The sequence below is a fragment of the Brachybacterium sp. genome, from assembly GCF_052095815.1.
GTDB lineage: Bacteria > Actinomycetota > Actinomycetes > Actinomycetales > Dermabacteraceae > Brachybacterium.
Map to the genome: position 1 here is coordinate 1 of NZ_JBQDLF010000023.1, position 22,720 is coordinate 22,720.

At 68.2% G+C, this 22,720-nt stretch carries 18 protein-coding genes; all 18 read right to left on the bottom strand.

Annotated elements, in window-relative coordinates; translation table 11 throughout:
* A partial coding sequence (locus ACTH43_RS10335) for a glycosyltransferase family A protein (protein ID WP_441444816.1) occupies positions 1-741 on the bottom strand: 741 nt, incomplete at its 3' end.
* Positions 738-2,891, bottom strand: coding sequence for a glycosyltransferase (locus ACTH43_RS10340; protein ID WP_441444817.1), 2,154 nt, complete (start codon positions 2,889-2,891; stop codon positions 738-740). The genes ACTH43_RS10335 and ACTH43_RS10340, both read right to left, overlap by 4 nt.
* Positions 2,888-4,879: a glycosyltransferase gene (locus ACTH43_RS10345; RefSeq protein WP_441444818.1), complete on the bottom strand. Its 1,992-nt coding sequence runs from the start codon at positions 4,877-4,879 to the stop codon at positions 2,888-2,890. Before ACTH43_RS10345 ends, ACTH43_RS10340 begins: the two co-directional genes overlap by 4 nt.
* Complete coding sequence (locus ACTH43_RS10350) at positions 4,876-6,099, bottom strand: polysaccharide pyruvyl transferase family protein (RefSeq protein WP_441444819.1); 1,224 nt, start codon at positions 6,097-6,099, stop codon at positions 4,876-4,878. The genes ACTH43_RS10345 and ACTH43_RS10350 overlap by 4 nt, the downstream gene beginning before the upstream one ends.
* Positions 6,100-6,127: 28 nt before the next feature.
* The gene (locus tag ACTH43_RS10355) at positions 6,128-7,465 is read right to left on the bottom strand and encodes a Coenzyme F420 hydrogenase/dehydrogenase, beta subunit C-terminal domain (RefSeq protein ID WP_441444820.1); all 1,338 of its coding nucleotides are present in this window, start codon (positions 7,463-7,465) and stop codon (positions 6,128-6,130) included.
* Positions 7,426-7,530 carry a 4Fe-4S binding protein gene (locus tag ACTH43_RS10360; protein WP_441444821.1) on the bottom strand — a complete coding sequence of 35 codons (105 nt, stop codon included), beginning with the start codon at positions 7,528-7,530 and terminating at the stop codon, positions 7,426-7,428. The genes ACTH43_RS10355 and ACTH43_RS10360 overlap by 40 nt, the downstream gene beginning before the upstream one ends.
* Positions 7,505-8,749 carry an ABC transporter permease gene (locus ACTH43_RS10365; RefSeq protein WP_441444822.1) on the bottom strand — a complete coding sequence of 415 codons (1,245 nt, stop codon included), beginning with the start codon at positions 8,747-8,749 and terminating at the stop codon, positions 7,505-7,507. The genes ACTH43_RS10360 and ACTH43_RS10365 overlap by 26 nt, the downstream gene beginning before the upstream one ends.
* Entirely contained in the window at positions 8,746-9,837 is a 1,092-nt protein-coding gene (locus ACTH43_RS10370) for a glycosyltransferase family 4 protein (RefSeq protein ID WP_441444823.1), read from the bottom strand. Before ACTH43_RS10370 ends, ACTH43_RS10365 begins: the two co-directional genes overlap by 4 nt.
* Positions 9,828-12,089 (bottom strand): N-acetylneuraminate synthase family protein, encoded by a 2,262-nt coding sequence (locus tag ACTH43_RS10375; protein WP_441444824.1) that lies wholly within the window; start codon positions 12,087-12,089, stop codon positions 9,828-9,830. The genes ACTH43_RS10370 and ACTH43_RS10375 overlap by 10 nt, the downstream gene beginning before the upstream one ends.
* Positions 12,074-12,781 (bottom strand): acylneuraminate cytidylyltransferase family protein, encoded by a 708-nt coding sequence (locus ACTH43_RS10380; RefSeq protein WP_441444825.1) that lies wholly within the window; start codon positions 12,779-12,781, stop codon positions 12,074-12,076. Before ACTH43_RS10380 ends, ACTH43_RS10375 begins: the two co-directional genes overlap by 16 nt.
* The gene (locus ACTH43_RS10385; RefSeq protein ID WP_441444826.1) at positions 12,778-13,839 is read right to left on the bottom strand and encodes a hypothetical protein; all 1,062 of its coding nucleotides are present in this window, start codon (positions 13,837-13,839) and stop codon (positions 12,778-12,780) included. The genes ACTH43_RS10380 and ACTH43_RS10385 overlap by 4 nt, the downstream gene beginning before the upstream one ends.
* Positions 13,830-14,843, bottom strand: a complete 1,014-nt coding sequence (locus tag ACTH43_RS10390; RefSeq protein WP_441444827.1) for a CgeB family protein — start codon at positions 14,841-14,843, stop codon at positions 13,830-13,832. Before ACTH43_RS10390 ends, ACTH43_RS10385 begins: the two co-directional genes overlap by 10 nt.
* Positions 14,840-15,787 carry a glycosyltransferase family 2 protein gene (locus ACTH43_RS10395; RefSeq protein ID WP_441444828.1) on the bottom strand — a complete coding sequence of 316 codons (948 nt, stop codon included), beginning with the start codon at positions 15,785-15,787 and terminating at the stop codon, positions 14,840-14,842. The genes ACTH43_RS10390 and ACTH43_RS10395 overlap by 4 nt, the downstream gene beginning before the upstream one ends.
* Positions 15,784-17,349 carry a polysaccharide biosynthesis tyrosine autokinase gene (locus tag ACTH43_RS10400; protein WP_441444829.1) on the bottom strand — a complete coding sequence of 522 codons (1,566 nt, stop codon included), beginning with the start codon at positions 17,347-17,349 and terminating at the stop codon, positions 15,784-15,786. The genes ACTH43_RS10395 and ACTH43_RS10400 overlap by 4 nt, the downstream gene beginning before the upstream one ends.
* A gap of 149 nt (positions 17,350-17,498) precedes the next feature.
* Positions 17,499-18,896 carry a sugar nucleotide-binding protein gene (locus tag ACTH43_RS10405; protein WP_441444830.1) on the bottom strand — a complete coding sequence of 466 codons (1,398 nt, stop codon included), beginning with the start codon at positions 18,894-18,896 and terminating at the stop codon, positions 17,499-17,501.
* Between the two features lie 43 nt (positions 18,897-18,939).
* Positions 18,940-19,941, bottom strand: a complete 1,002-nt coding sequence (rfbB, locus tag ACTH43_RS10410) for a dTDP-glucose 4,6-dehydratase (RefSeq protein ID WP_441444831.1) — start codon at positions 19,939-19,941, stop codon at positions 18,940-18,942.
* Positions 19,942-19,970: 29 nt separating this feature from the next.
* Entirely contained in the window at positions 19,971-20,861 is an 891-nt protein-coding gene (rfbA, locus tag ACTH43_RS10415; protein ID WP_441444832.1) for a glucose-1-phosphate thymidylyltransferase RfbA, read from the bottom strand.
* A gap of 52 nt (positions 20,862-20,913) precedes the next feature.
* The gene (locus tag ACTH43_RS10420; protein ID WP_441444833.1) at positions 20,914-22,665 is read right to left on the bottom strand and encodes a pyruvate dehydrogenase; all 1,752 of its coding nucleotides are present in this window, start codon (positions 22,663-22,665) and stop codon (positions 20,914-20,916) included.
* Between the last annotated feature and the right edge of the window lie 55 nt (positions 22,666-22,720).

Consider the following 22,720-nt stretch of genomic DNA (forward strand, 5'->3'; position numbering starts at 1 on the left):
AGCGTGAATACCCGCCACAGCAGGGTCATTCACCACGAACCGCGAAGAGCCCCCATAGGTCTCAGCCATGCGCTCGATGCTGGTGCCGAACTGACGGTTCACCGATCCAGGGGTCTGGCGGTATCGGAACATCGGCTTCTCGAGCCGGTGGAAACCTACCCCGGCGGCCGTCATGCGCAGCCAGAGGTCGTGATCCTCGCGACCTGATCGCAGGGACTGGTCGTACCCGCCCACGGCGTCGTAGTCGCGGAGCCTGACGACCGCCGCGGCGTGCACCATGTTGTCGAGCACGATGGTACGCGGATCGTAGGGAGGCAGAAGCCAAGGCCGCTCGCCCTGTTCGTCACCGAACAAGACGGCATTGCAATAGACAACGCCCACGGATCGGTCAGCTGCCAGAACCGACATCGCCTCCTCCGCATACTCCGGGGCGATCAGGTCGTCGTCTGCGAGGAAGAGCATGGCATCGGTTCCGAGCTCGGCGCGGCCGGCATTGAATGCGCCTCCGGGACCCCGGTTCTCGATCCTGACGAGGCTGATGCCTCCGCCCTGGTCGATCCTGTCCAGGAACTCGATGGTCTCCTCCCGGGAGCTCCCGTCGTCGACCAGAACGATCTGGTCGGGAGGGAGGGTCTGAGCACGCACGGATGAGAGAGCCTCTTCGAGGTACTCATGCCTGTTGAACACAGGGATCACAACGCCGTAGGTCAGGGCACTGCCTTCTTCGATGTTTGGACTCATTGGCTATCCACTCTCCTGGTCTCGTGCAGCATGTCGTCGACCCGTCCACGGATCGCGGCGATGAACCGATCCTCCCCGAACGCTGCCACGTGGGCTCTGACGTCCTCCCGATCCTCGGGCATGGGAGCTTCCTGGACGGCACTTCGAATGCAAAGTGGGGTCGCTTCGTCGAAGAAGATCCCGTTCACGCCCTCCTCGATGGTGTCGAGATACCCCCCCGCCCGCAGAGCGATCGTTGGCACCCCGTGAGCACCCGCTTCCAGGGGGGTGAGCCCGAAGTCCTCATGGCTCGCGCAGATCAGGGCCGACGCGCGGGCGTACGCCCATCGCATCTGCGCGTCAGAAAGCCCCTCCACAAGGCGCACGTTGGCCGGTGCCATAGCTTGGAGGCGGTCACGCTCGGGACCCTTCCCGACCACCAGCAGTCGATTCTGGGGCATCGAACGGAACGCTTCGATCACCACATCCACGTGCTTGTAAGGCTGGAGCCTTGAGACCACAAGGAAGTAGCCGGGATCATCGGCCCACCCGCTGATCTGGGCGTCGATCCGTTCCTGCGGCCCCTCCGCGACGTCCGGGGAGAAAGGTGGGAACAGGGTTTCGGCTTCAAAGCCGTACACGTTTCTGATCCGCTCCTTCACCACAGAGGAGTTCGCGAGGTAGGAATCCGCCTGGTGCGCAGCTGTCCTGTCCCAGCGCCGCACGAACGGGGACAGGACGGAGAGCGCGAGCCGCTTGGGATCCAAGCGCCCGGCAACGCCGAGGTAATCCTCGGCAAGGTAGAGCCAACGGGCCGGCGAATGGCAGTACACGATCTTCCGTCCCGTGGTCGGGTAGGCGTGCGCCCAGCCAGACGAGGACGCGATCACGACATCCGCATCGATCCTCATCCGCGACGAAGCGGAGGCGAGAAGGGGCAGAGCGATGCGCGGGTCCCGCCGGAAGGCGCCGATGCGGTTCAGTCCGCTCGTGCGGATCCGCATCTCCCGGAACTCCGGGTAGGTCTGTTCGGGTTCGTAGAACAGCGTGTGGATCTCCGCCTCGGGGAACGCCTTGGCGAGGGAGAGCACCACCCGCTCGGCTCCCCCGCGCTGGGTGAGGTAGTCATGGGCGATCGCAACCCGGGGACGACCGGCAGCCGCTGTCCTCCGGGTAGCCGCTGTCCTCCCGGAGGTCGGTTCCGTGGCGGCACCTCTGGAGCTCTCTGCACCCAATGCAGCTCCCTCCACGGCCAGCGCCACCAACTTGCGGCCCACGGCGTTGGGAACCAGGGGGAGCACCTGATCGACAATGCCCGCCACGCGACGCACGCGGTCACCGGTGGAGAGCACATGTGAAGCGATTCCCACGGCCTTCCCCCAGATGCCCTTGCCAGGACCCGCCGCTGGGAGCAGCGCCCCGGGGTGCAGTTGCCTGAACATGGCGCTAGCGGCTCCTGACTCGAATGCCTTGTGCGCGCGGGATGCCGCGGTGCGCGCCGGCCCGTGATGCTCAGCCTCAGCGGCATCTGCGATCACGAGATCGAGCCCGGCCTCGGCAAGGCGGTAGCCGTAGTCGACGTCCTCCCACCCGTAAGCGCGGTATCGGGTGTCGTAGGGGCCCACCTGTTCCCAGGTGTCCCGCGTGATGGAGCAGTTCGCGGCCCACAGCCGCCAGCGCTCCTCAGCGGTCCGGTTCCGGGCAGCGCGGTGAGCACGGTCACCAGCATCGGTGCCATAGGCCCGAGCGTAGGCCGAGTCCCGGTGGATGTCCCGGGTGAGCCCGATGACCCCGACCGCGGGGCCCTGATGGGCGGAGACATGAGCAGAGACGAACGTGGGCGGCACCACCAGGTCGTCGTCGCAGCGGATCAGTACGCGGCCTCGAGCATCGTCGAAGCCGGCGTTGAGCGCCGCCACGCGGCCCCTGTTCTCGGGGAACTCGACGGAGCGCACAGCAATCCGGTTCTCGGCGTCGACCACCGCGGCGGATCCGTCATCCACCCCGTCGATCACCACGATCACCTCGAAGTCAGGGGTGCCCTCCTCCTGCGCAGCGAGTGAATCGAGCAGGGCAGGCAACCGGGCGGCACCTCGATACGAAGGGATCACGACCGAGGCCGCGGGCTCGCCAGCAGTCTTTGGCACCGATACGACGTCGAGCTCGCTCATCGGGCCTCCTTCCTGTCGCCCTGTGCAAGTCCCTGGAGCAGCGATGCGACCCGTCGCCTTCCCGCGGCAGGCGAGTAGTTCTGCTCCCAACGCTGTCGCGAACCCTCGATGACGAGGTCACGGGCAGGCTGCTCCGTCGTGACTGCTTCCACGATCACCCGGGCCAGGTCCTCCGCGTCCCCGGATCGCGCGATCCACGGGTGTCCGGGACCCACCACTTCCGGGAGGGCACCGGCGTCGGAGACCACCACGGGGACACCGGCAGCCATGGCCTCGGCAGCGGTGAGGCCGAAGGTCTCCGCCGCCCGGGATGGGCACACAACGAGATCGACCTGCGTGAAGAAGTCCTCGGGGCGAACCCAGCCCAACCTGTCGATGCGCTCGTCCATGCCAGCCAGTGCCTGTGCAACGGTCTGATCGTCGTTCGCGGTGCCGAAGCGGCTCTCCCCTGCCAGGACCAGACGGAGGGGACGGCCCTCGATGTGATCGATGCTGCCGATGGCGTGTGCGAGGAGATCGACACCCTTCTCCGGCGAGAGTCGGCCCAGGAAGCCGACCCTGATCGGCGCATCCGAACGGGTCGCGTGCGGCTCGTACGGCAGTTCTGCCGTCCAGTTCTCGAACACCTTCGTGTGGGGAAGTCGGGCTGCAATGGTGTGGGAGGGGACCAGTACTCGACGTGCGCCCTTCCGGGCAGGGCCGAGGGCATGCGCTTGCTTGCCCTGCGGGAACCGGTGCAGGTGCGCGATCCGAGGCCCCATTCCCGCAGTGGCGAGTGAGGGCACCAGCCCGTTGCACCACAGGGGAATCGCCCGGTGACGCAGGCGCCAGGCGGTGAGTGCCGCCATGTAGCCAGCTCGCCCGCGGCCGGGGAGGGCAGTCGTCGTGAATCCACGTTCCCTCGCGGCTAAGACCAGTGCGCCGGGCCGTGCCGGGCCGATGACCGTCACACCGATGCCCAGATCATGCAACGCCTCGGCGATGTTCAGGAGCATCACCTCGCCGCCGCCGATGTCACCGTTGTTGGTGGCGATCGCGATTCGACGCTGTGATGCGCCGCGTGCTGAGGCGTGCTTCTCATCGAGAACCAGCCGCCGAGAGGGAAAACCCTGGATCCGGTACTGGGCCACCGCAGTGACCCGGCCCAGTCCAGCCACGAGTCGAGACGCGGCGCCTTTGGCTGCGGGCCGGTCACGCGGAACCGAGCGGAGAAGCGCGAGTGCATCGTCCGCCACGCCACGGAGGGTCGACGTGAGTGTGTACTGGGTCGAGTCGTATGCGGGGAACCTCTTCGCCATCAGTACCCGGCCCTTGCCCAGGAGGTACCGCTTCCGTATGGACGCCCGATTGCCACTGACGGTGAAGCGCACTCGGGCACCGGGTACGTAGATGAGGGGGAACCCGGCTTCCTGCACACGCCAGGACAGGTCCACATCCTCGAAGCCGTACCGCGGAAGGGATTCGTCATAGCCGCCGACGGCGAAGAACAGGTTCCGTGAGATCGCGCAGTTGCAGTTCCCCACATGCGGGCGGTACGGGGTGGCGACGAGTTCTTCTCCGAAGATGTCCGGTCGGGGCTCGCCGTTCTCGCTGCACGCGATGATCCTCCCGCCGGCCAGCTGATCACCGTCAATGGCCGTGGCGAACGCCGAGACCCACTGTGGTTCCACCACATCGTCTGCATCGCAGAACGCGAGCACACGGCCGCGAGCCAGAGAGGCCCCCAGGTTCCGGACCCGTGGGATCCCGGGCTCTGTGCCACCGTCCACCAGCCGGGCTGCCACGTGCGCGTGCTCCGGCTCCTCGATCCATTCGCGGACGAGGTCAGCGGTGGAATCGGTCGATCCGTTGTCGATGACCAGGACCTCGAACGTGGCCTCGCCCTGCTGTGCGTCCAGGGCGTCGAGCTGGCGACGCAGGGTGGCCTCACCGTTGCGGACGCAGATGATCACGCTGACATCGGGTGCTTCGGTGTTGGAGGTGGTCACGAGTGAGCCCCGGCTGCTTCCAGAGCACCGCCCAGCCACGACAGGCTCGACTCCCGCGCGGCCTGGCTGATGGCCTCCGGTTCGCGAACCAGCGGCTGGTCCACGGGGTCCGATGCCGCCCCGAAGGCGGTATCCGCATCGGCACCGAAGGTATGGAGCAGTGTCTCCAGCCGGGCGTCCTGCCCAGGGCCCCGGCGCAGGACCCGCACTGGGGTCTCGAACATGATCGCGAACAAGGTGGCGTGGAAGGAGTCGGTGATGACCTGCTCCGAGTCCCGGATCACCCGCAGGAAGTTCGCTATCCCGTACCAGCGGGACGACAGGGCGAAGGGGGAGATGAGGTCGGCGACCTTCAGCTTCTTCGCCCGTGCGACGGCTCGGACTCCGGAGCGGGTGCTGCCTCCGCTGGACACCAGCAAATAGGTTCCCAGCGTTGGCGACGTGAGTGCAGGCGCCTGATCAGCGATCCGGCTCCATTCCTCGACGCTCAGCAGCAGCGTGGGATCCAGGACCACGGGGACTTCCCGGCCGGTGATCTCGGAGATCAGCCGGGACCCTTCGGACTCTCGGACCGAGATGTGCTCGAATCCCTCCAACATGCGCGCGTAATGGGCCCGGTACCCATCGCTGAGCTGAGCCGTGCCAAGACTTGCTGCGTAGGAGATCCGCTGATGCGGGTGCGCGAAGCGAAGGAAGTCGGTCGGACACCCGCCCCGATACGCCGGGTTCCACACCTGATCAGAGCCCACGATGAAGGAGCCGTAGCGATCCTTCAGAGGTGCAGCGTCACCTGGGCCGCGCACATGGGTGCTCTCGAGGCGCATCCGCGACAGTGTGAACTCCGTCAGGGGGCTGCGCCGACGTTCCTTGGTCGCGCGGGCCGGAACAGTTCTCAGCTCACCGTCGCTCACCGCTTTGAGCACCTTCGCCCCGAGGTCGGTGCCACGCCGAGCTGCTTTGAGAACGACAGAACGATGGCCCTGCCTCGCCGGGGATTCGACGGCCTCCTCCCCGGGGGCAACGGCCTCCTCCCCGGGGGCGACGGGCTCCGCCTCCCGGGGAGCGACCGTCTCCGTCCCTTCCCGCGAGTAGTGGTAGGGCTCGTTCGGGATGACGAAGGGTTCGTGGCCGAGGTCCTCCAGAGCCCGGTACAGCGCAAAGTTCTGCAGCCGGTTGCCCACGTTGGCCATGTCGTGGATGGTGACGATGCCAACCTTCATCAGCAGCTCTCCCTCAGCAGATCAGCCATCAACGTCCACGCACCTTCTTCACCCATCGCGTCAAGCCCGGCAGCCTCGTCCTGACGAACCGCTTGGCACGGGGAACGAGCCCCGCACTGTAGATCTCGCGATACCGCTGGATCTCCGGGGTGATGCGAGAGCGGAACACCTCGAAGCTGCGGGCTCGGAGCGCATCGTCGTACGCTTCGTCGCCAAGGACCACGAAGCGTCGGCGCGCATCGTAGATGCGCTTGCGCTTCGCAGGGATGTTCGAGTTCGGCTGCACTCGCTTGGTCGGCACCGGCTTCCCGGCCTCGATGTCCTGGGCCAGACGGTACGAGAGCCCTTCCCTGCGATGCCGGAGGCCGGCCTCCTGCGACTTCGCAGCGGAATCGGCAGTGATATCGGTAAGGGTCAGCTGCTCCCGCCCGCTGTCGAAGATCGCCGCTGCGTGCGACGACCGGGTGATGACGATGTTGTCGCCTGCGGGATCGGGGGTGAACTGCGAGAGCCAGGCATCGCCGAAAGTGATGTCGGCGGTCTCGTTCATGACGTCATCGCAGTAGTCACAGGCGTTGTACTTGAAGAGTCCCACTCCCCAGTCCGTAGCCAGGTAGTCGTCCTTCGACTCCGTCCTCGTGGTCCCCCCGCCGGACACCGATACGTCGTAGAGGTCGGCGCGAACATCCCCTTCGACGCGGAAGTCGATCTTCTCGAGCTCTCCCGGCTGGATTCCCTTCTCCCAGCCGAGGCTCTCTGCGAATCGGGCCGACTTGAAGTGACCGCAGACGATACCGACGCAGTAGCGCACCCGCTCGCGGAACACAGGGTCCTCCAGCTGAAGCAGGCGGACCGCCTTGATGAAGCAAGGAACACCCACCACCGCGTAGCGGCCGGGATTCTCCCGAACGTGGGACAGCACCCCACTCATCTCGACCGGGTAGTACCGGGTTCCAGCGCCTCCCGCGGCCGACTCGCGGCTGGTGGACACGGAGTACTTGAAGAGCGGACCCGCCGCCCCTCCGCGCGGGGTCACGTGGAGGACACCGTCTATCTCGTCCTCGGCGAGCAGACGGTCCAGGAACCAGCTGGTCATGCCGCCTGAACTGCCATCGCCTCGAAAGCTCCCCGCGTGGACATGGCCTGCGGCCACTGTTTGGTGAACACCCACCTCGGGGTGCTGCTGAGCAGCGGTCGGCTGGATGAAGGCACGTGCGAGGGCGTCCTCGTCGACCTCCGACGAGAACGGACACACCTTCAGGAATGCCCCCTCGGTATCGAGATCGCCGTCTGCAGCCGGGGCTGCCTGGTACCGCCCTTCCGCGTTCATCCGGACCGTGAGGGGCGAGCCGGGAGCACGGCACATGCACCGCAGCCGATGCAGAGACCGGGCTCGACCACCTTCTCAAGCAGTTGCCTGGCTGTACTCATCGCTCAACCCCTTCTGTCGATCTGTCACGTCAGCGCCCGGCGCGCTTCGCACCTTCGGACTGGAATGGACCTGCAGGGCGAATCCGATTGCTATCGCCCAGGAGAGAGTGAGGAACACTTCCCCGAGGCGCAGCGCACACAGCAGCAGCACCAGACCAAGAGCTTGACCGATGATCTGACCGTGAGTGAGCTCGGACTTCCAGGGGCGCACCATGACAGCCACGGTCAACCCGACGATGACAGCGGCCCAGATCCACCCGCCCTCCACCAGCAGCGTCCAATACGAGTTGTGGAAGAACCACACCCTGTACGGCTCATCCGTGAAGGTGATGTACGCCTCCCCCAGTCCGGAACCGAAGAATCCGGCGTCCTGCACCTTGATCTCAGAAGCGGCATCGATGCGCTCTCGGAGCAGGTCCGAACCCTCTCGGTCAGAGAAGGCACCGATCTGCGAGTAGTCCTCCTGCAGCAGTTCTACGAGCCAGTAGATCGCGATCGCAAGGAGGACCCGACCCAGAGCTTTCAGATGAGGGGCGGCAAGCGACCACACGAGCGCTGCGCCCAGTGCAGCGATCGAGGTCCGAGATCCAGTCAGCCACACGGAGTAGGCCAGGAATGAGAAGAGGCCGTACTTGAACCAGGGATTTCTCACGAGGTACAGGACAAGCACGCCTGCGACCGCATAGATGAGGCCCGCAACGTTCTTGTCTCCGATCATGCCCGTCAAGTACTCGCCATACGGGGCCGGCAGCAGCCCGGCCAGGAAGAGCGGCACGTTGACCACCAGGGCAAGGACGAAGCCCCAGAGGCCCGACCTCAGATCAATGCGCCCCGACGCGATGACCATCGCGAACGCGAAGGTGACGGTGAGTCGGATGACCCTGCCCTGCCAGTCCGCGGCGAGTTCTGTCGGCTCCTGGAAGACAGAAAGCGTAGCGACGTAGAACAATCCCAGCGCGAAAACGGGGATGACCCACTGATTGGAACGCAATTCGAAGGTGGGGCGCCTGAACACCGCCAGACCAACGACCGCCGCCATGATGAGATTGCTGATCGGAAAACCGATGGACGGCAACGGGAGCACGGAGTGCGCGATGAGGAGGAAGAACAGCGCGAACTCAAGGATCTTGATCGAGGAGATCTCGTCGACCGCGCTGCGTGCGCTGTCGCGAAGCCGTGCCCCCAAAGCATCCGTGCGATAGTCGGAGGTCGCGCTCACGCCCCCACCTCCTGGTACACCCTCGCGATTCCCTGACACATGTCTCGCACCGATTGTCCGGTACGCCCCGCCTCCGGTCGAGCCTCCAGCTGCATGCCTTGCGACACGATCGCGCTGGCCACGGCGTCGGGATCCGCTGCATCGACAAGGCAACGGGCGGGCACGATCTCTCGGTTGCCCCCCACATCCGTGGCGACCACACCCAGGCCGTAGGCCACCGCGTCCAACAAGGTGTAGGAGAGGTTCTCCCACGCCGAAAGCTGCACCGCCACGTCATGCTCGCGCAGCGCCTGATCGGCATCCACGTGCCCGCAGAACGTCACCGCGTGCTCCACGCACAGCCGCTTCGTGCGCTCCCGCAGCTGCTGTTCCCGCGGCCCGGTACCGGCCACGGTGAGGCTGGCCCCCGGGTGATCCTTCGTGACCAGTGCGAACGCGTCCAGCAGAGCATCGATGCGCTTCTCCGGTGCTAGGCGTGCCAAGGACAGCACCCGCAATCCCGGCGAGCGTTCCGCCCGCTTCCCTGGCCCCTTAGCATCTGGCCCGTCCACCCCATTGCGCACCACCGTCACCGGAGCTCCGCTCCCCCACTGTGCGAGCACCTGCTCTCGCGTGGACTCGCTCACCGCGATCACGTGGTCGGTGCGCCACAGCCGCACCCGGTGCACCCCGGCCTTCACGCGCGCAGCTGCGGCGGAGCCCTGGTACAGGCCCTTCACCCCGGCGATGCCGTGTTCGGTGCTCACCACTCGGATCCGCTGACCGGAAGCACTGCGCACCCCTTGCGCTGCCGCGGCCCCGGCGATGTCCGCGAACGCCAAGTGCGTGTGCAGCACATCCGGCCGCAAACGGCGCAGCGACCCGCGGATCGACCGCACGGCCGTGGCGGCACCGTCAGCCGGGCTCACAGGGCCGGTCACGACGGGCACGCCACGCCCTCGCAACTTGGTGACGAGCGGGCCCTCCGGGCACAGCACCACCAGCCGCCAGCCGGGGATGCCCTCGGTGGCGGCGTCGAGCACGTGGCGCGCCACCCCGGCGAGCTCCGCCACCGGCACCACCCACAGTGCGGTGCGGATCAGAACCACTGCTCGAGCCGGTCCAGTGCGGTGAAGAAGCCTTCGCCGTTGTTGACGTGCCCCATCCATATCTCCGGGATGAACGGCGCGTCAGGGGCGAGGCGGTCCATGCGCTCGGCGAGGTCCTTGAAGTCGACCTCGCCCTCGCCCACCTGAACGCCCTCGCCGTCCACGCCCACCGAGTCCACGATGTGCAGGTGCTCGGTGTGCGGGCCCATCAGGTCGATGTACTCGCTGAAGGGGCGCTGGTAGAAGTTCGCGGCGAGCTTCGAGTGGGACACGTCGAAGGTGAGGCGGCGGCCGTAGGTCTCGCAGAACCACACCGTGTCCTCGGGCTCCATGAACAGGTTGTGGAACTGCTGGCCGCCCATCAGCCACGGGAACGGCGGGACGGTCTGCGGAGTCAGGCGCACCCCGGCCTCGTCGATGCGCTCAAGGCCCCGCTGCACCCGCTCGTACAGCGGGTAGCGCTCCTCTGCGCACAGGTGACGATCGGGCAGGAAGCCGCCCATCGTCACCACGACGATCGGATCCTCCTCGCAGGTGAAGTGCTCACGCATGTCGCGCGTCATGTCGATGACGCGCTGCACCTCGTGGATCGAGCGCTCCCAGATCGCGTCATCCGGGGAGGCGAGGTCGATGAGGAAGTCGCCGGGGTACAGGTCCGGGGCGTGCACGGTGAAGAACTGCGGCAGCTTCTCCCCCGCCTCGAAGAACTGGCCCAGCTCGAGGTCCATGTCCTTCCCGCTCTGGTGGAACTCGAGGAAGTCCGGCTCGGACACCTCCAGCAGTGCGCGGAAGTCGTGGAAGCGCACCGGCAGGCCCCAGGGGCGGTGGAAGCTGTAGTCGCTCCGGGACTGCGGACGGCCCGCGAGGTCGCCGGGGTAGAAGAAGTCCCCGGCGGGCACGTCGCGATGCAGGGTGACGCCGAGAAGTGCCTCCCGGCGATGGGGCTGCAGGCCGCGGCCGGGGCTCTTGACCTCGACGTCCGTCGCGGTGACGACGTCGCCGATATGCAGATCCCGTGCGGCCACGAGCGACTTGGCGAGGTTGACTCGGTTCATCAGCTCTCCGGTGGAGACCTCGCGCGGCCTGTCGGTGCCGAGAGCTTCTTCCACCTCGCGGATCTCGCGAACCATCGTCGTGAGCTCCTCGGGCAGCAGGGAGACCTTGTGGTCCGTGCCTTCGAGGGTCTTGTCCAATGTCACGTGCTTCTCGATGATGTTCGCCCCGCGGGCCACCGCGGCGACCGGCACGTGCCAGCCGCGTTCGTGGCCGGAGTAGCCCACCAGGCAGTCGCCGAGCTCGGCGAGCCGCCCCATGTACCGCAGGTTCAGGTCCTTGTAGGGCGCGGGGTAGGTCGACTGTGTCTGCAGCAGGGCGAAGGGTGCACCCTGGCCGCGCAGCACGTCGACCGCGGCCGTGATCTCCTGTTCGCTGCTCATACCGGTGGAGACGATCATCGCCGCTCCGAAGCCGGCCACGTGGCTGAGGAGGTCGTGGTTGGTGAGATCGGCGGAGGCGATCTTGTAGCCGGGCATCCCGTAGCGGTGCAGCGCACCGGCGGAGGGGATGTCCCAGGGCGTGCAGATCACGTCCATGTCCCGCTCAGCACAGTGGTCGAACACGCGATACATGTCCTCCACTGACAGGGAGTACTTGCTCAGCAGGTTCATCGTGTACTGCGGACCCAGGTCCTCACCGGCGTCCCCGGCGCTGCTGGTGCGGTAGAGCGCCTCCATATCCCGCAGCTGGAACTTCACGGTATCCACACCGGCTGCGGCGCACTCGTCCACGAGCTGCTTTGCGAGCTCGACCTCGCCCTGGTGGTTGTTGCCGATCTCGCCGATGATCAGCGCCGGATGGTCCTCGCCCACGGTGCGGCGGCCGATGGTGAGGGTGCGAGTGTTGGGGGTCGCGATCGCGGTGAGCCGGCCGCGCTCGTCCACCACCGGGATGCGGTCCACGCCGCGCCCGAATAGTGCGGTGATCTCCTCCACGGGGGCGCCGGGGGCGACCGCGACGAAGTCGGGGTTCGCGGCGTCCACGGCGGGGGCGCCGAGGTCCGGGGTGGGCTGGGCCACCAGCCAGCGGCGGAGATCCCCGTCGCTGAGGGTGCCCCGCACGGTGCCGTGCTCGTCGACGAGGAACACCACCCGGGACTGGTTTTCGGTGATGCGGCGCAGGGCGTCGAGGACTGTGGCCTGCACGTCCACCGTGTAGGGCGCGGTCTGGCGGTCGAGGATCACGTGGTTCTCCATCCGAGTCGGGTGAGCATGCTCTCTGCGGCGGCGACGTCGGTGAGGGTGTCGATGTCCACGCCCTCCACCTCGTCCAGGACGAACAGTCCGGTGCGGCCGCCGATGCGGTTCTCATGGGTGCGGTAGATGTGCGGCGCCGTGACGTACAGGCTGCCGTTCTCGAAGTAGTGGAGCTGCTCGGGGGTGAGCTCCTGCCGGCGGGGCCGGGCGGTGACGTCGTAGGCGGGGCGGGCGCTCTGTCCGGCGGATTCCGGCAGTCGCCAGAAGAACGGCGATTCGGGGACGACGCCCACCAGGGAGTCCACCGCGGTGCGGCGGAACTGGGCGATGGCGCGGCGGATGGTGTCCGGCCGGCGCACCGGGGAGGTGGCCTGCAGCAGCACCACCGCGTCCAGCTGCGCACCGTCACCCTCGACGACGTCCATGGCGTGCAGGACGGTCGGCTCGGTGGGGGCGGTGTCGCCGGCGAGCTCGGCCGGGCGGTCGATCACGCTCGCGCCGTGCGCGCGGGCCACGGCTGCGATCTCGGCGTCCTCGGTGGAGACGGCGACGATCACCTCGCCGTCACCACGGGCTTCGAGGGCCTGGGCGATGGTCCAGGCGATCAGCGGTTTCCCGCCGACGGGCAGGAGGTTCTTGCGGGGGATGCCCTTGGAGCCGCCGCGGGCGGGGATCACTGCCAGCACGCTCATGCGGGGCCCTCGAGCACCTGGGCGATGACGCGGGAGGGTTCGTCGGCCGGGACCTGCGGGGGCGGGGTGGGCTCCCCTCCGAAGCGGCGCATCCCGTAGCGGTCCCAGAACTCGTGCATCCAGGCGGGGGCCTGGATGGCGTCCACCCACGCGGGCAGGCCGCGCATCGCCGCCTCGAGCACGCCGGTGGAGAACACGCCCACCACCGGGTTGCGCAGCTCATGCAGCGAGAGGGCCGGATCCTGGAACTCGATGCCGCGCCGTCGCATGAGGGAATGCGCGCTGCGGGAGAGGACGTCCGTCTCGGCCGGGTGAGGGCGGTACAGGGCGTTCTCGCGACGGCAGAAGCGATAGGCGGTGCCGGCGGTGATGCGTCGCGGCAGCTCCGCGCCGTGCATCTGGCCCAGGAACACCATCTGCTCGTCGATCTCGTCGCCGAGTTCGTCGGCGTCATGGCCTGCCTGCCACAGCAGCTGAGAGCCGACGGTCCGAACCTCGAGATCGTCACGACCCGAGCGGTAGAACTGGGCGTCCGCATCGCTCCAGGCGAGCAGGGTGGTGCGGGGCGGCAGCGGCGGGGCGAAGGGGGTGAGCGCCCCGTGCTGCACGACGGCGGCCGGGATGTCGTGCTCGAGCGCCCAGGCGTGGGCCAGGCGGCCCACCTGCAGGTGCCAGCCGATGCTGAGCACGGAGGCGATGCCGCGGGTCTCCAGCAGCTCGCGGGGTGAGGCGACGGTCTGCCGTGTCCATTCCTCGCCGGTGAGTTCGGGCAGGTCCACAGCGGCCGGGGCGAGCACGTCCACGGCGACGCTGAGGTAGGGCAGGGCGGTGAGCAGGCTGATCCGGGAGGTGGGGGACGCGGAGTCCACCGCGATCAGGATCCGGTTGCTGGTCTCGGCACCGTCCCGGGAGTGCAGCACCAGGCTCGGCTGCTGCGGGGCATCGCCGCGGCGGGAGCGGATAGCCCCGGTGACGGTGTGCTTGAGCTGGCGGGCGCGGTGGCGAGACGTCTGCCATTCCTGCCAGCGCTCGAGGCTGCGGGGGTGGATCAGTGCCATAGGGCGTCGACCTCCTCGAGGCGATGGTCGAAGGTGTGCTCGGCCAGGGTGCGTCGGCGACCCGCCTCGCGCATCCGCTCGGCCCAGGCGGTGTCGTGCAGGGCGCGGCGGGCGAGGTCGGTGAGCTCGTCGATGTCGTGCCAGACGGCAACTTCTGTGCCCACTTCGTAGAACTGGTCCACGTCATCGCGGTCCACGAGCTGTACGCCGCCCATGCCGGGGATCTCGAACGTGCGCATGGCGTGGCCGTTCTGGAGGCCGTGGATGGCCACGGCCGCGGCTGCCTCGGCATGGATCTGGTAGGCGCGCTCGAGCGGCACCTCCCGGGAAGAGGTGAACGGGGGGCGCTTCCAGGAGAAGGTGCGGGCCCGATCGATCACGTGGCGGGAGAAGTCGCGGCCCCAGGCGTGGACGGGCAGGCCCCGCTCCCCCAGGGTCTGGAGAGTCTCGAGGCGGTTGTCGTAGCCGGAGCCGATGAACACGATCTCGCCAGAGCGGTGCCCGGTGGGCGCGGCGCGGTGCGGGTCGAAGGCGTTGGGGACGAAGTGCGCGTCCACTCCGCGGCGCTGCAGCTCCTCGGTCTCGGAGCGCGCGTAATCCACCACGGGGCCCACCGAGCGCAGGAAGTCTTCGGTGTAGTCATGGCGGTGCAGGTCGTCGTACAGCCACAGGATGCGCGGGGTCTCGCCCAGGGCGTCCCAGAAGCGGTCGTCGAGGCCGTCACCCTTGATGATGACCACCCTGTCCGGTCGGACGCCGCGCATCATCGCGATCACCCGATCGGTGAGGCGGCGATTCTCCACGCCCTGGCGATCGCGGGCCAGGCGCAGGCGCTCGGGCAGCTGCACGGTCGCCTTGAGGCGCACCTTCTCCGCCATGGTGTCGTAGGCGTCGTACCGCGCGGTGTGGACCTCGTAGCCGCGGCGGGCGAAGGCATCACCGATGCTCTGCCAGTAGCCGTGGAAGGAGGGGGAGATCAGCAGCAGCCGAGGTGCGGTGCTCATCGCGGCAGCTCCTTCCCGGCCTGGTGGATCAGCTGCAACTCCTCGCGGGCCACGGCGAGGGGGCGCACCTCGCGCCCAGCTGCCCTCCTGCCAGCATTCCACACCAGGTTCGCACCCGTGGCCAGGGACATCCCAGCTCGCAGCAGGTGCAGATTGCCGTGCTTGCGGGCGTAGCGCATGCGGGCGCCCACCAGCCAGCGGCGCCGTCGCTGCTCATTGCCCGAGGACGCGCCGCCCACGTGGCAGACCTCGAGGTCCGCGTCGAGCAGGGAGGGGATCCCCGCCCGGCGCAGGCGCAGCTGGAGATCGACTTCCTCCGTGTACATGAAGTAGCCCTCGTCGAAGCCGCCGATGCTGCGTACCTGCGTGAGCGGCAGCAGCAGCACGGCGCCGGAGACCCAGTCCACGGGGATCATCCCGGCGCCGCGCTCGGCATCGAGATCATGGCCCACGGCGCGGTGCAGCACATCGCGGTGACGCTGCGAGGCGAGCGGGACGAGCCACTCGACGATCTGGTGGCCGATGGTCGGGAAGTACCGGGCGGCGTAGCCGGAGTGGCCGTCGGGGCCCACGATCCGGCAGCCGACCACGGCGGGCTGCCACGGCGCGGCATGCGCCAGAACTGCCCGGCAGAATCCCTCTGGGATCTCGAGGTCCGAGTTCAGCACCAGAGCCTGATCGATCACGGGACTCTGCGCGAGGGCGGCGAGACCGGTGTTCACCGCGGCGCCGAAACCTCCGTTGGCCCCCCGGCGCAGCAGCTCGACCCCAGCGGGGAGGTCGCCGGCGTCGACCGGCTGGGGGCTGGCGTCATCGACCACCACCACCCGGGCAGCTCGATCCGCGGTGGTGACCGAGGGGCCGGCCAGTGCGGTCAGCAGGGGCAGCACCGGGGCGATGTCGCCGTGCACGGGGATGACCACCCCGAGCTGCTCGAGGGTCACTCCTGTTCCCGGTCCGCGGGAGCGGCGCGGCGGCGCCGGGAGCGCTGGGGCGGTTCGGTCGGGCTGGACGTCGTGGGAGCGAGCGGCTCGGCAGGCCCGTCGGCCTGCTCGACGTCCACATCCTCGGCGTCCGGTACGAGCGCGCCGTCGTCGTAGCCGGTGGCGGCGCCGTAGCCGTAGGTGCCGTAGGCGGCGTACCCGTATTCGGCGTCGCCGTAGGCCAGGCGGGTGAAACGGCTCGCGGATGCGCGGTTCAGGACCACGCCGTAGACCTTCGCGCCGATCCCGCGGATCGCCTCGACCGAGCGGGTCAGGCCGATCATCCGGCTCTTCCCGGGCACGCCTACGAGGATCGCGCCGTCTGCGTGCCGGGCCAGCAGCTGCGCATCGGTGACCGCGAGCACCGGGGGCGCATCGATGATCACGAAATACTCGCGGGAGAGTTCCGTGATGAGCTCCTTCATGCGCCGGGAGCCCAACAGCTCGGAGGGGTTCGGCGGCACCTGCCCGGCGGGCAGCAGCGTCAGCTTCGCCACCGAGGAGTGCTGTGCGGCGTCCTCGAGGCTCACCGAGGCGGCCAGCAGCTGCGACAGACCGATCGCACCGTCCACGCCGAACTGATCGGCCACCATCGGGCGGCGCAGGTCCGCATCGATCAGGAGGGTGGGCTGACCGGCGCGGGCCATCACCCGGGCCAGGTTCGCGGCCACCACGGACTTGCCCTCGCCGGGGGCGCTCGAGGTGACCACGATCGAGCGCGGAGGCTCGTCCACATCCACGTACCGCAGATTGGTGCGCAGCTTGCGGATCGCCTCCCGGGCGCCGAAGGCCTTCGGCTCCGGCAGCGTGCCGTCCTTCGCCCGGATCATCTCCTTGGCCTCCGGCAACGTGCCCAGGACCGGCAGATCGAGGGCTTCGGTGATGTCATCGGCGGTACGGATCCGCGAGTCGTTGCGATCGCGCAGCCAGGCGACGCCGAGCGCGATCAGCAGCCCGGCCGCCGCGCCGGCGGCGAGATACCGGTTGCGGTCCGGGGAGACCGGCGCACCTGGCACCACGGCGTTCTGGTACGTGGTCAGCTGCACGCTGACCGCAGCGTCCTCGTTGCCGCCGGTCTCGAGCGCATGAGCTTCCGCGGCGGTCGCCTCGACTGCTGCGTTGGCGATCGCTGAGGCCTCCTCCGGAGAGCCTGCCGTCGCGCTCACCGTGATGATCGGGGCGTTGGGGTCCAGCTGGGTCTGCAGGGAGCCGGCGACGGCATCGGGGTTCGAGGAGAGGCCCAGCTCGTCCACGATGCTCTGCCCCACCGCGCGAGTGTTGAACAGCGGCAGGTACGACTGCGCCTTCGAGTACTGGAACTGCATGTTCCCGCTGGCCTGTTGGATCGGGTTGCCGGCCTCGTCCGTCTGCGCGCTCGCGGAGACATAACCGAGAGCACTGGCGGAGTAGACCTCCGGTTTCGTGTACGAGAAGCCGAAGCCGGCGGCGGCACCGATCACGGTGATCACCACGAGCAGGACCAGGTTGCGCAGAAGCAGCCTGAGGAAGTCTTCGATGGTCACCAGCACACACCGTTCACAATGCAGGAGAGGGGTCCTGGCTATCGTAAGTGAGCGCGGCAGAACTCTGTCCGGTTCGACCACGACCAATGGTCACGACTTGGGAACCTGTGCCCCGGATGAGCCGCTACTCACCGGTAACGGGCTCGTCGTCAGCGCTTGAGGTGCTCTCCCAGCGCCGCGAACTGGTCCCTGGGAACGCAACCCGCCTCGCGGATCTTCGAAAGGTCCAGCGTCGACTGCGCCGGGCGCGGCGCGATACCGGTCTTGCCGGTGTAGTACTCGGCCGTGGTCACGGGCCGCACCCGCGCGGGATCGTGGCCGGTGAGCGTGTAAACCTCTGCGGCGATGCGGGCCCAGCTGACGGGCTCGCCCTCGCAGGTGACGTTATAGGTCCCCGCAGCGGGGCGAGCGGTGAGCAGGTGATCGATCGCAGCGGCGAGATCGGTCGTGAAGGTGAGCCGGCCGATCTGGTCATCGACCACGGCCGGGTCGATGCCGCGCTCGGCAAGGCTCGCCATCGTGGCCACGAAGTTGCTGCCCTCACCGATCACCCAGCTGGTGCGCACGATGTAGTGCTCGGGCAGTGAGCCGGCCAGCTGATCGCCGGCAGCTTTGGTCTGCCCGTAGACACCCAGCGGACTCGGCGGCTCATCCTCGTGGTGCCGCTCGGCGGTGCCGTCGAAGACGTAATCGCTCGAGACGTGCACGAGCGTGGCGCGGTGGGTACGGGCAGCCTCGACCAGGCGCGCAACAGCGGTGACGTTCACGGCCCAGGCCTCGCGCCGGCCCTCGACGGTCTCGGCAGCGTCGACCGCAGTGAACGCGGCGGCGTTGATGATCACGCCGTAGGGCGAGAAGTCGAAGGCATCGAGGCTCGAGGGATCGACGAGGTCCAGGCGGGTGCGGTCCACGATGTCGACGTCGGCCCGCCCGGCCCAGAGCGCGGCGAGGGCTCGGCCCAGCTGGCCGTTCCCGCCGGTCACCAGGGTGCGGCGCGGCGGGACGGGCACCACATCGGCCAGGCGCGGGTGGTGCTGGTCCTTGGCGGAGAGCTCCGCTTGCGGCAGCGGGATCGGCCAGGGGATCGCGGCGGTCTCATCGGCCAGGTGCAGGAAGGTGTACTGCGACTGCGCCGCCGCAGTCCAGTGGTCATTGACCAGGTAGGTGTAGGCGGCGGGCGCCTCTAGAGTCTGGAAGGCGTTGCCCACACCGCGGGGCACGAAGATCGCCACGTCGGGGGTGATCTCGTGCCAGTAGGTCGCACCGAAGCTGAGCCCCTCGCGCAGATCCACCCAGGCACCGAACACGCGGCCGGTCGCGACCGAGATGTACTTGTCCCACGGCTCGGCGTGGATCCCTCGGGTCACGCCCACGGCCTGGTTGAAGGAGATGTTGTTCTGCACCGGCCCGAAATCGGGAAGTCCGGCCGCGAGCATCTTCTGCCGCTGCCAGTTCTCCTTGAACCAGCCCCGGGCGTCGCCGTGCACGGGCAGGTCGATCACCAGCAGTCCCGGGATCGGGGTGGAGCGGACGGCGAGCTCGGTCATGAGGTCCTCTCGAGCGCGGTGGTTCGACGGGGCGATCGCGCGGTCACTGTCCGGTGACCTGATACTTCGCCTCGGTGGCGGTCTTCTGCGGGCGCCACCAGTCTTCGTTGTCGCGGTACCAGTCGATGGTTGCGGCCAGGCCCGCCTCGAAGTCCTCGAACTGCGGGGACCAGCCCAGCTCCTCCCGCAGGGCGGTCGCGTCGATCGCGTAGCGCAGGTCGTGGCCGGGGCGGTCGGTGACGTGGTCGTAGTCGTCAGCGTCCCGGCCCATCAAGCGCAGGATCAGTTCGACGACCTGCTTGTTGCTCTTCTCCCCGTCGGCCCCGATGAGATAGGTGCGGCCGATCTCCCCCGCCTCGAGGATCCGCAGCACCGCGCTGGAGTGGTCCTCGGCGTGGATCCAGTCGCGCACGTTCAGTCCCTCCCCATACAGGCGGGGGCGGATCCCGTCGATCAGGTTCGTGATCTGGCGCGGGATGAACTTCTCCACGTGCTGGCGCGGGCCGTAGTTGTTCGAGCAGTTCGAGAGCGTCGCCTGCACCCCGAAAGACCGCACCCACGCCCGCACCAGCAGGTCACTGCCCGCCTTCGTGGCGGAGTAGGGGCTGGAGGGGTTGTACGGGGTGGTCTCGGTGAACCGCTCGGGCGTATCGAGGGCGAGATCGCCGTACACCTCGTCGGTCGAGATGTGATGGAACCGCGCCCCGTGCCGGCGCACCGCCTCCAGCAGCATGAAGGTCCCGATGAGGTTCGTCTGCAGGAACGGCGAGGGGTCCGAGAGGGAGTTGTCGTTGTGGGACTCGGCTGCGTAGTGCACCACGGCGTCGGCCTGCGCGACCAGCGGGTCCACCGTCGCCGCATCCGCCACGTCCCCCACCACCAGGCGCACCCGAGCCTCCGGCAGATCCGCGAGTGACGAGCGATGACCGGCATAGGTGAGCTTGTCGAGCACCGTCACCGTGTCCTCGGTGTGCGCGATGACGTGGCGGACGAACGCGGAGCCGATGAACCCAGCCCCACCGGTGACGAGCAGATGACGCGACATGGACGTACCTCCAGAACAGGACCCGCGGGTCAGAAACGCACGGGGTGGTGGGCGCGCTCGCGGGCAAGCACGTCGAGCAGGTAGCGGCCATATCCGGACTTCACCAGCGGTTCAGCGCGCTCTCGCAGCTGCTCATCATCGAGGTAACCCATGCGCCAGGCCACCTCCTCGGGAGCGCCGATGGTCAGGCCCTGCCGCTGCTGCACAGTGCGGATGAAATCGCCGGCCGCCGCGAGGTCGTCGAAGGTGCCGGTGTCCAGCCAGGCCGTGCCCCGGGTGAGCACCTCGACCTGCAGACTGCCGTCCTCCAGATAGGTGCGGTTCAGGTCGGTGATCTCCAGTTCGCCTCGCGGCGAGGGCTGCAGGGCCTTGGCCCGCTCGACCACCGTCTCGTCGTAGAAGTACAGGCCCGGCACGGCGAGGTTCGATCGTGGCTGCGCGGGCTTCTCCACCAGCGAGAGCGCGCGGCCGTCCTCCCCCATCTCGACCACGCCGTAGGCGGCGGGGTCCGTCACCCAGTAGCCGAACATGGCTGCGCCCTCCAGGTCGCTGAAGCGGCCCAGCTGCGCGCCCATCCCGTGCCCGTAGAACAGGTTGTCGCCCAGCACGAGCGCGGCCTTGCCGCCTTCGAGGAACTCCTCGCCCAGGGTGAAGGCCTGTGCGAGCCCGTCCGGGGAGGGCTGGACCGTGTACTGCAGGTTCACGCCGAAGCGGTCCCCATCGCCCAGCACTCGCTGGAAAGCAGACTGGTCCTCCGGGGTGGTGATGATCAGGATGTCGCGGATCCCGGCGAGCATCAGCGTGCTCAGCGGGTAGTAGATCATCGGCTTGTCATAGACCGGCATCAGCTGCTTCGAGACACCGATGGTCAACGGGTGCAGCCGCGAGCCGGTGCCCCCGGCGAGGATGATTCCGCGCATGTGGCCAGTATGTCAGCGTTCCCCGGTGGAAGGGTCGGCGCCGCAGGCAGTGTCACCGCGGCATATTGCGCAGGTTCGTCGCCGCCATGTCGATCATCCGGCCCACACCGCCGCCGAGGACGATCTTCGTCGACGCCGCCGCGAATCCGCGGATCTGCTGCGCGGTGATCTTCGGGGGCATCGAGAGGGCGTCCGGGTCGGTCACCACATCGATCAGCACCGGGCCGGGCGTCGCGAGCGCCTCGGCGAGCTGCTTCTTCAGCGTCTTCGGGTCGGTGATGCGTACCGCGCCGATGCCCACTCCTTTGGCGATCGTCGCGTAGTCGACGTCCTCGTGGTCGGTGCCGTAGTCCGGCAGGCCCTCCACCAGCATCTCGAGCTTGACCATGCCGAGGCTGGAGTTGTTGAAGACGACGATCTTGGTGTTCAGCTGATGGAGCTTCACGGTGAGCAGCTCACCCATCAGCATGCCCAGACCGCCATCCCCGCTCATGGAGATCACCTGGCGCTGCGGGAATGCCATCGAGGCGCCGATCGCTTGCGGGAGCGCGTTGGCCATCGAGCCGTGGTGCCAGGAGCCGAACAGGCGACGCTTCCCGTTGGGGGTGATGTAGCGGGCGCCCCAGACGTTGCACATGCCGGTGTCCACGGTGAACACTGCGTCCTCCTCGGCGAGCGTGTCGAGGGTCGCCGCGAGGAACTCCGGGTGGATGGGCGTCATCTTCTCGACGTTCTTCGTGTACGCGGCGACCACCCCGGTGAGCGCCTTGTGGTGGGCCTTGAGCATGCGGCGCAGGAAGCGGGAGCTCTTGGTCCCGGTCAGCAGCGGCAGCACGGCCTGCAGGGTGAGGGCCACGTCGCCGTGGACGGCGAGGTCCAGCGGCACGCGCCTGCCCAGCCGCGACGCCTCCGCATCGATCTGGACGATCGTGGGCGGCTGCTTCCCGTCGGCTCCGGGGAGGAACTCCGGGTAGGGGAAGTCGGTGCCCAGCAGGATCACCAGATCCGCCTCATGCATGGCGTCGTAGCAGGCGCCGTAGCCGAGCAGCCCGCTCATGCCCACGTCATACGGGTTGTCGTACTGCATGAACTCCTTCCCGCCGAAGGCGTGGCCGATCGGGGCCTTGACCTGCTCGGCGAGCGCGAGCACCTCCTCACGGGCGTCGCGCACCCCGGCCCCGGTGAAGAGGGTGACGGTGCTGGCGGCGTCGATCAGCTCGGCGAGGCGGCCGACGGGGGCTGCGGCGGGCTGGACCCGGCCGAGGTCCGTGGCGAGGTCCTTGGTGAGCGGGCCGTCCACCTCCTGGTCGGCGACATCGCCGGGGACCACCAGCACGGAGACGCCGCTCTTGGCGATCGCGGTCTGCACGGCGATGTGGAGCAGCCTCGCGCCGTGCTCGCCGGAGTTGACCATCTCGCAGTAGTGGGAGCACTCCTGGAACAGGATCTCGGGATGCGTCTCCTGGAAGAAGCCGGTGCCGATCTTGCCCGAGGGGATGTGGGAGGCGATCGCGAGCACGGGAGCGCCGTCGCGGTGGGCGTCGTAGAGGCCCTGGATCATGTGGGTGTTGCCCGGGCCGCAGGACCCGGCGCATACGGCGAGCTTCCCGGTCAGGCGGGCCTCGGCGCCGGCGGCGAAGGCTCCGGCCTCCTCATTGCGCACGTGCACCCACTCGATGCCGTCGGTGGTGCGCACGGCGTCCACCACAGGGTTCAGGGAGTCCCCGACCACCCCGTAGATGCGTTCGACGCCGAGGCCACGGAGCTGGGTGACGAGGAGCTGGGCGAAAGTGCTGCGGGCCATGGTGGTGCCTCCAAGGGTGATGAGTCCGGATGGGCACCGTCCGGGGCGCAGTGCC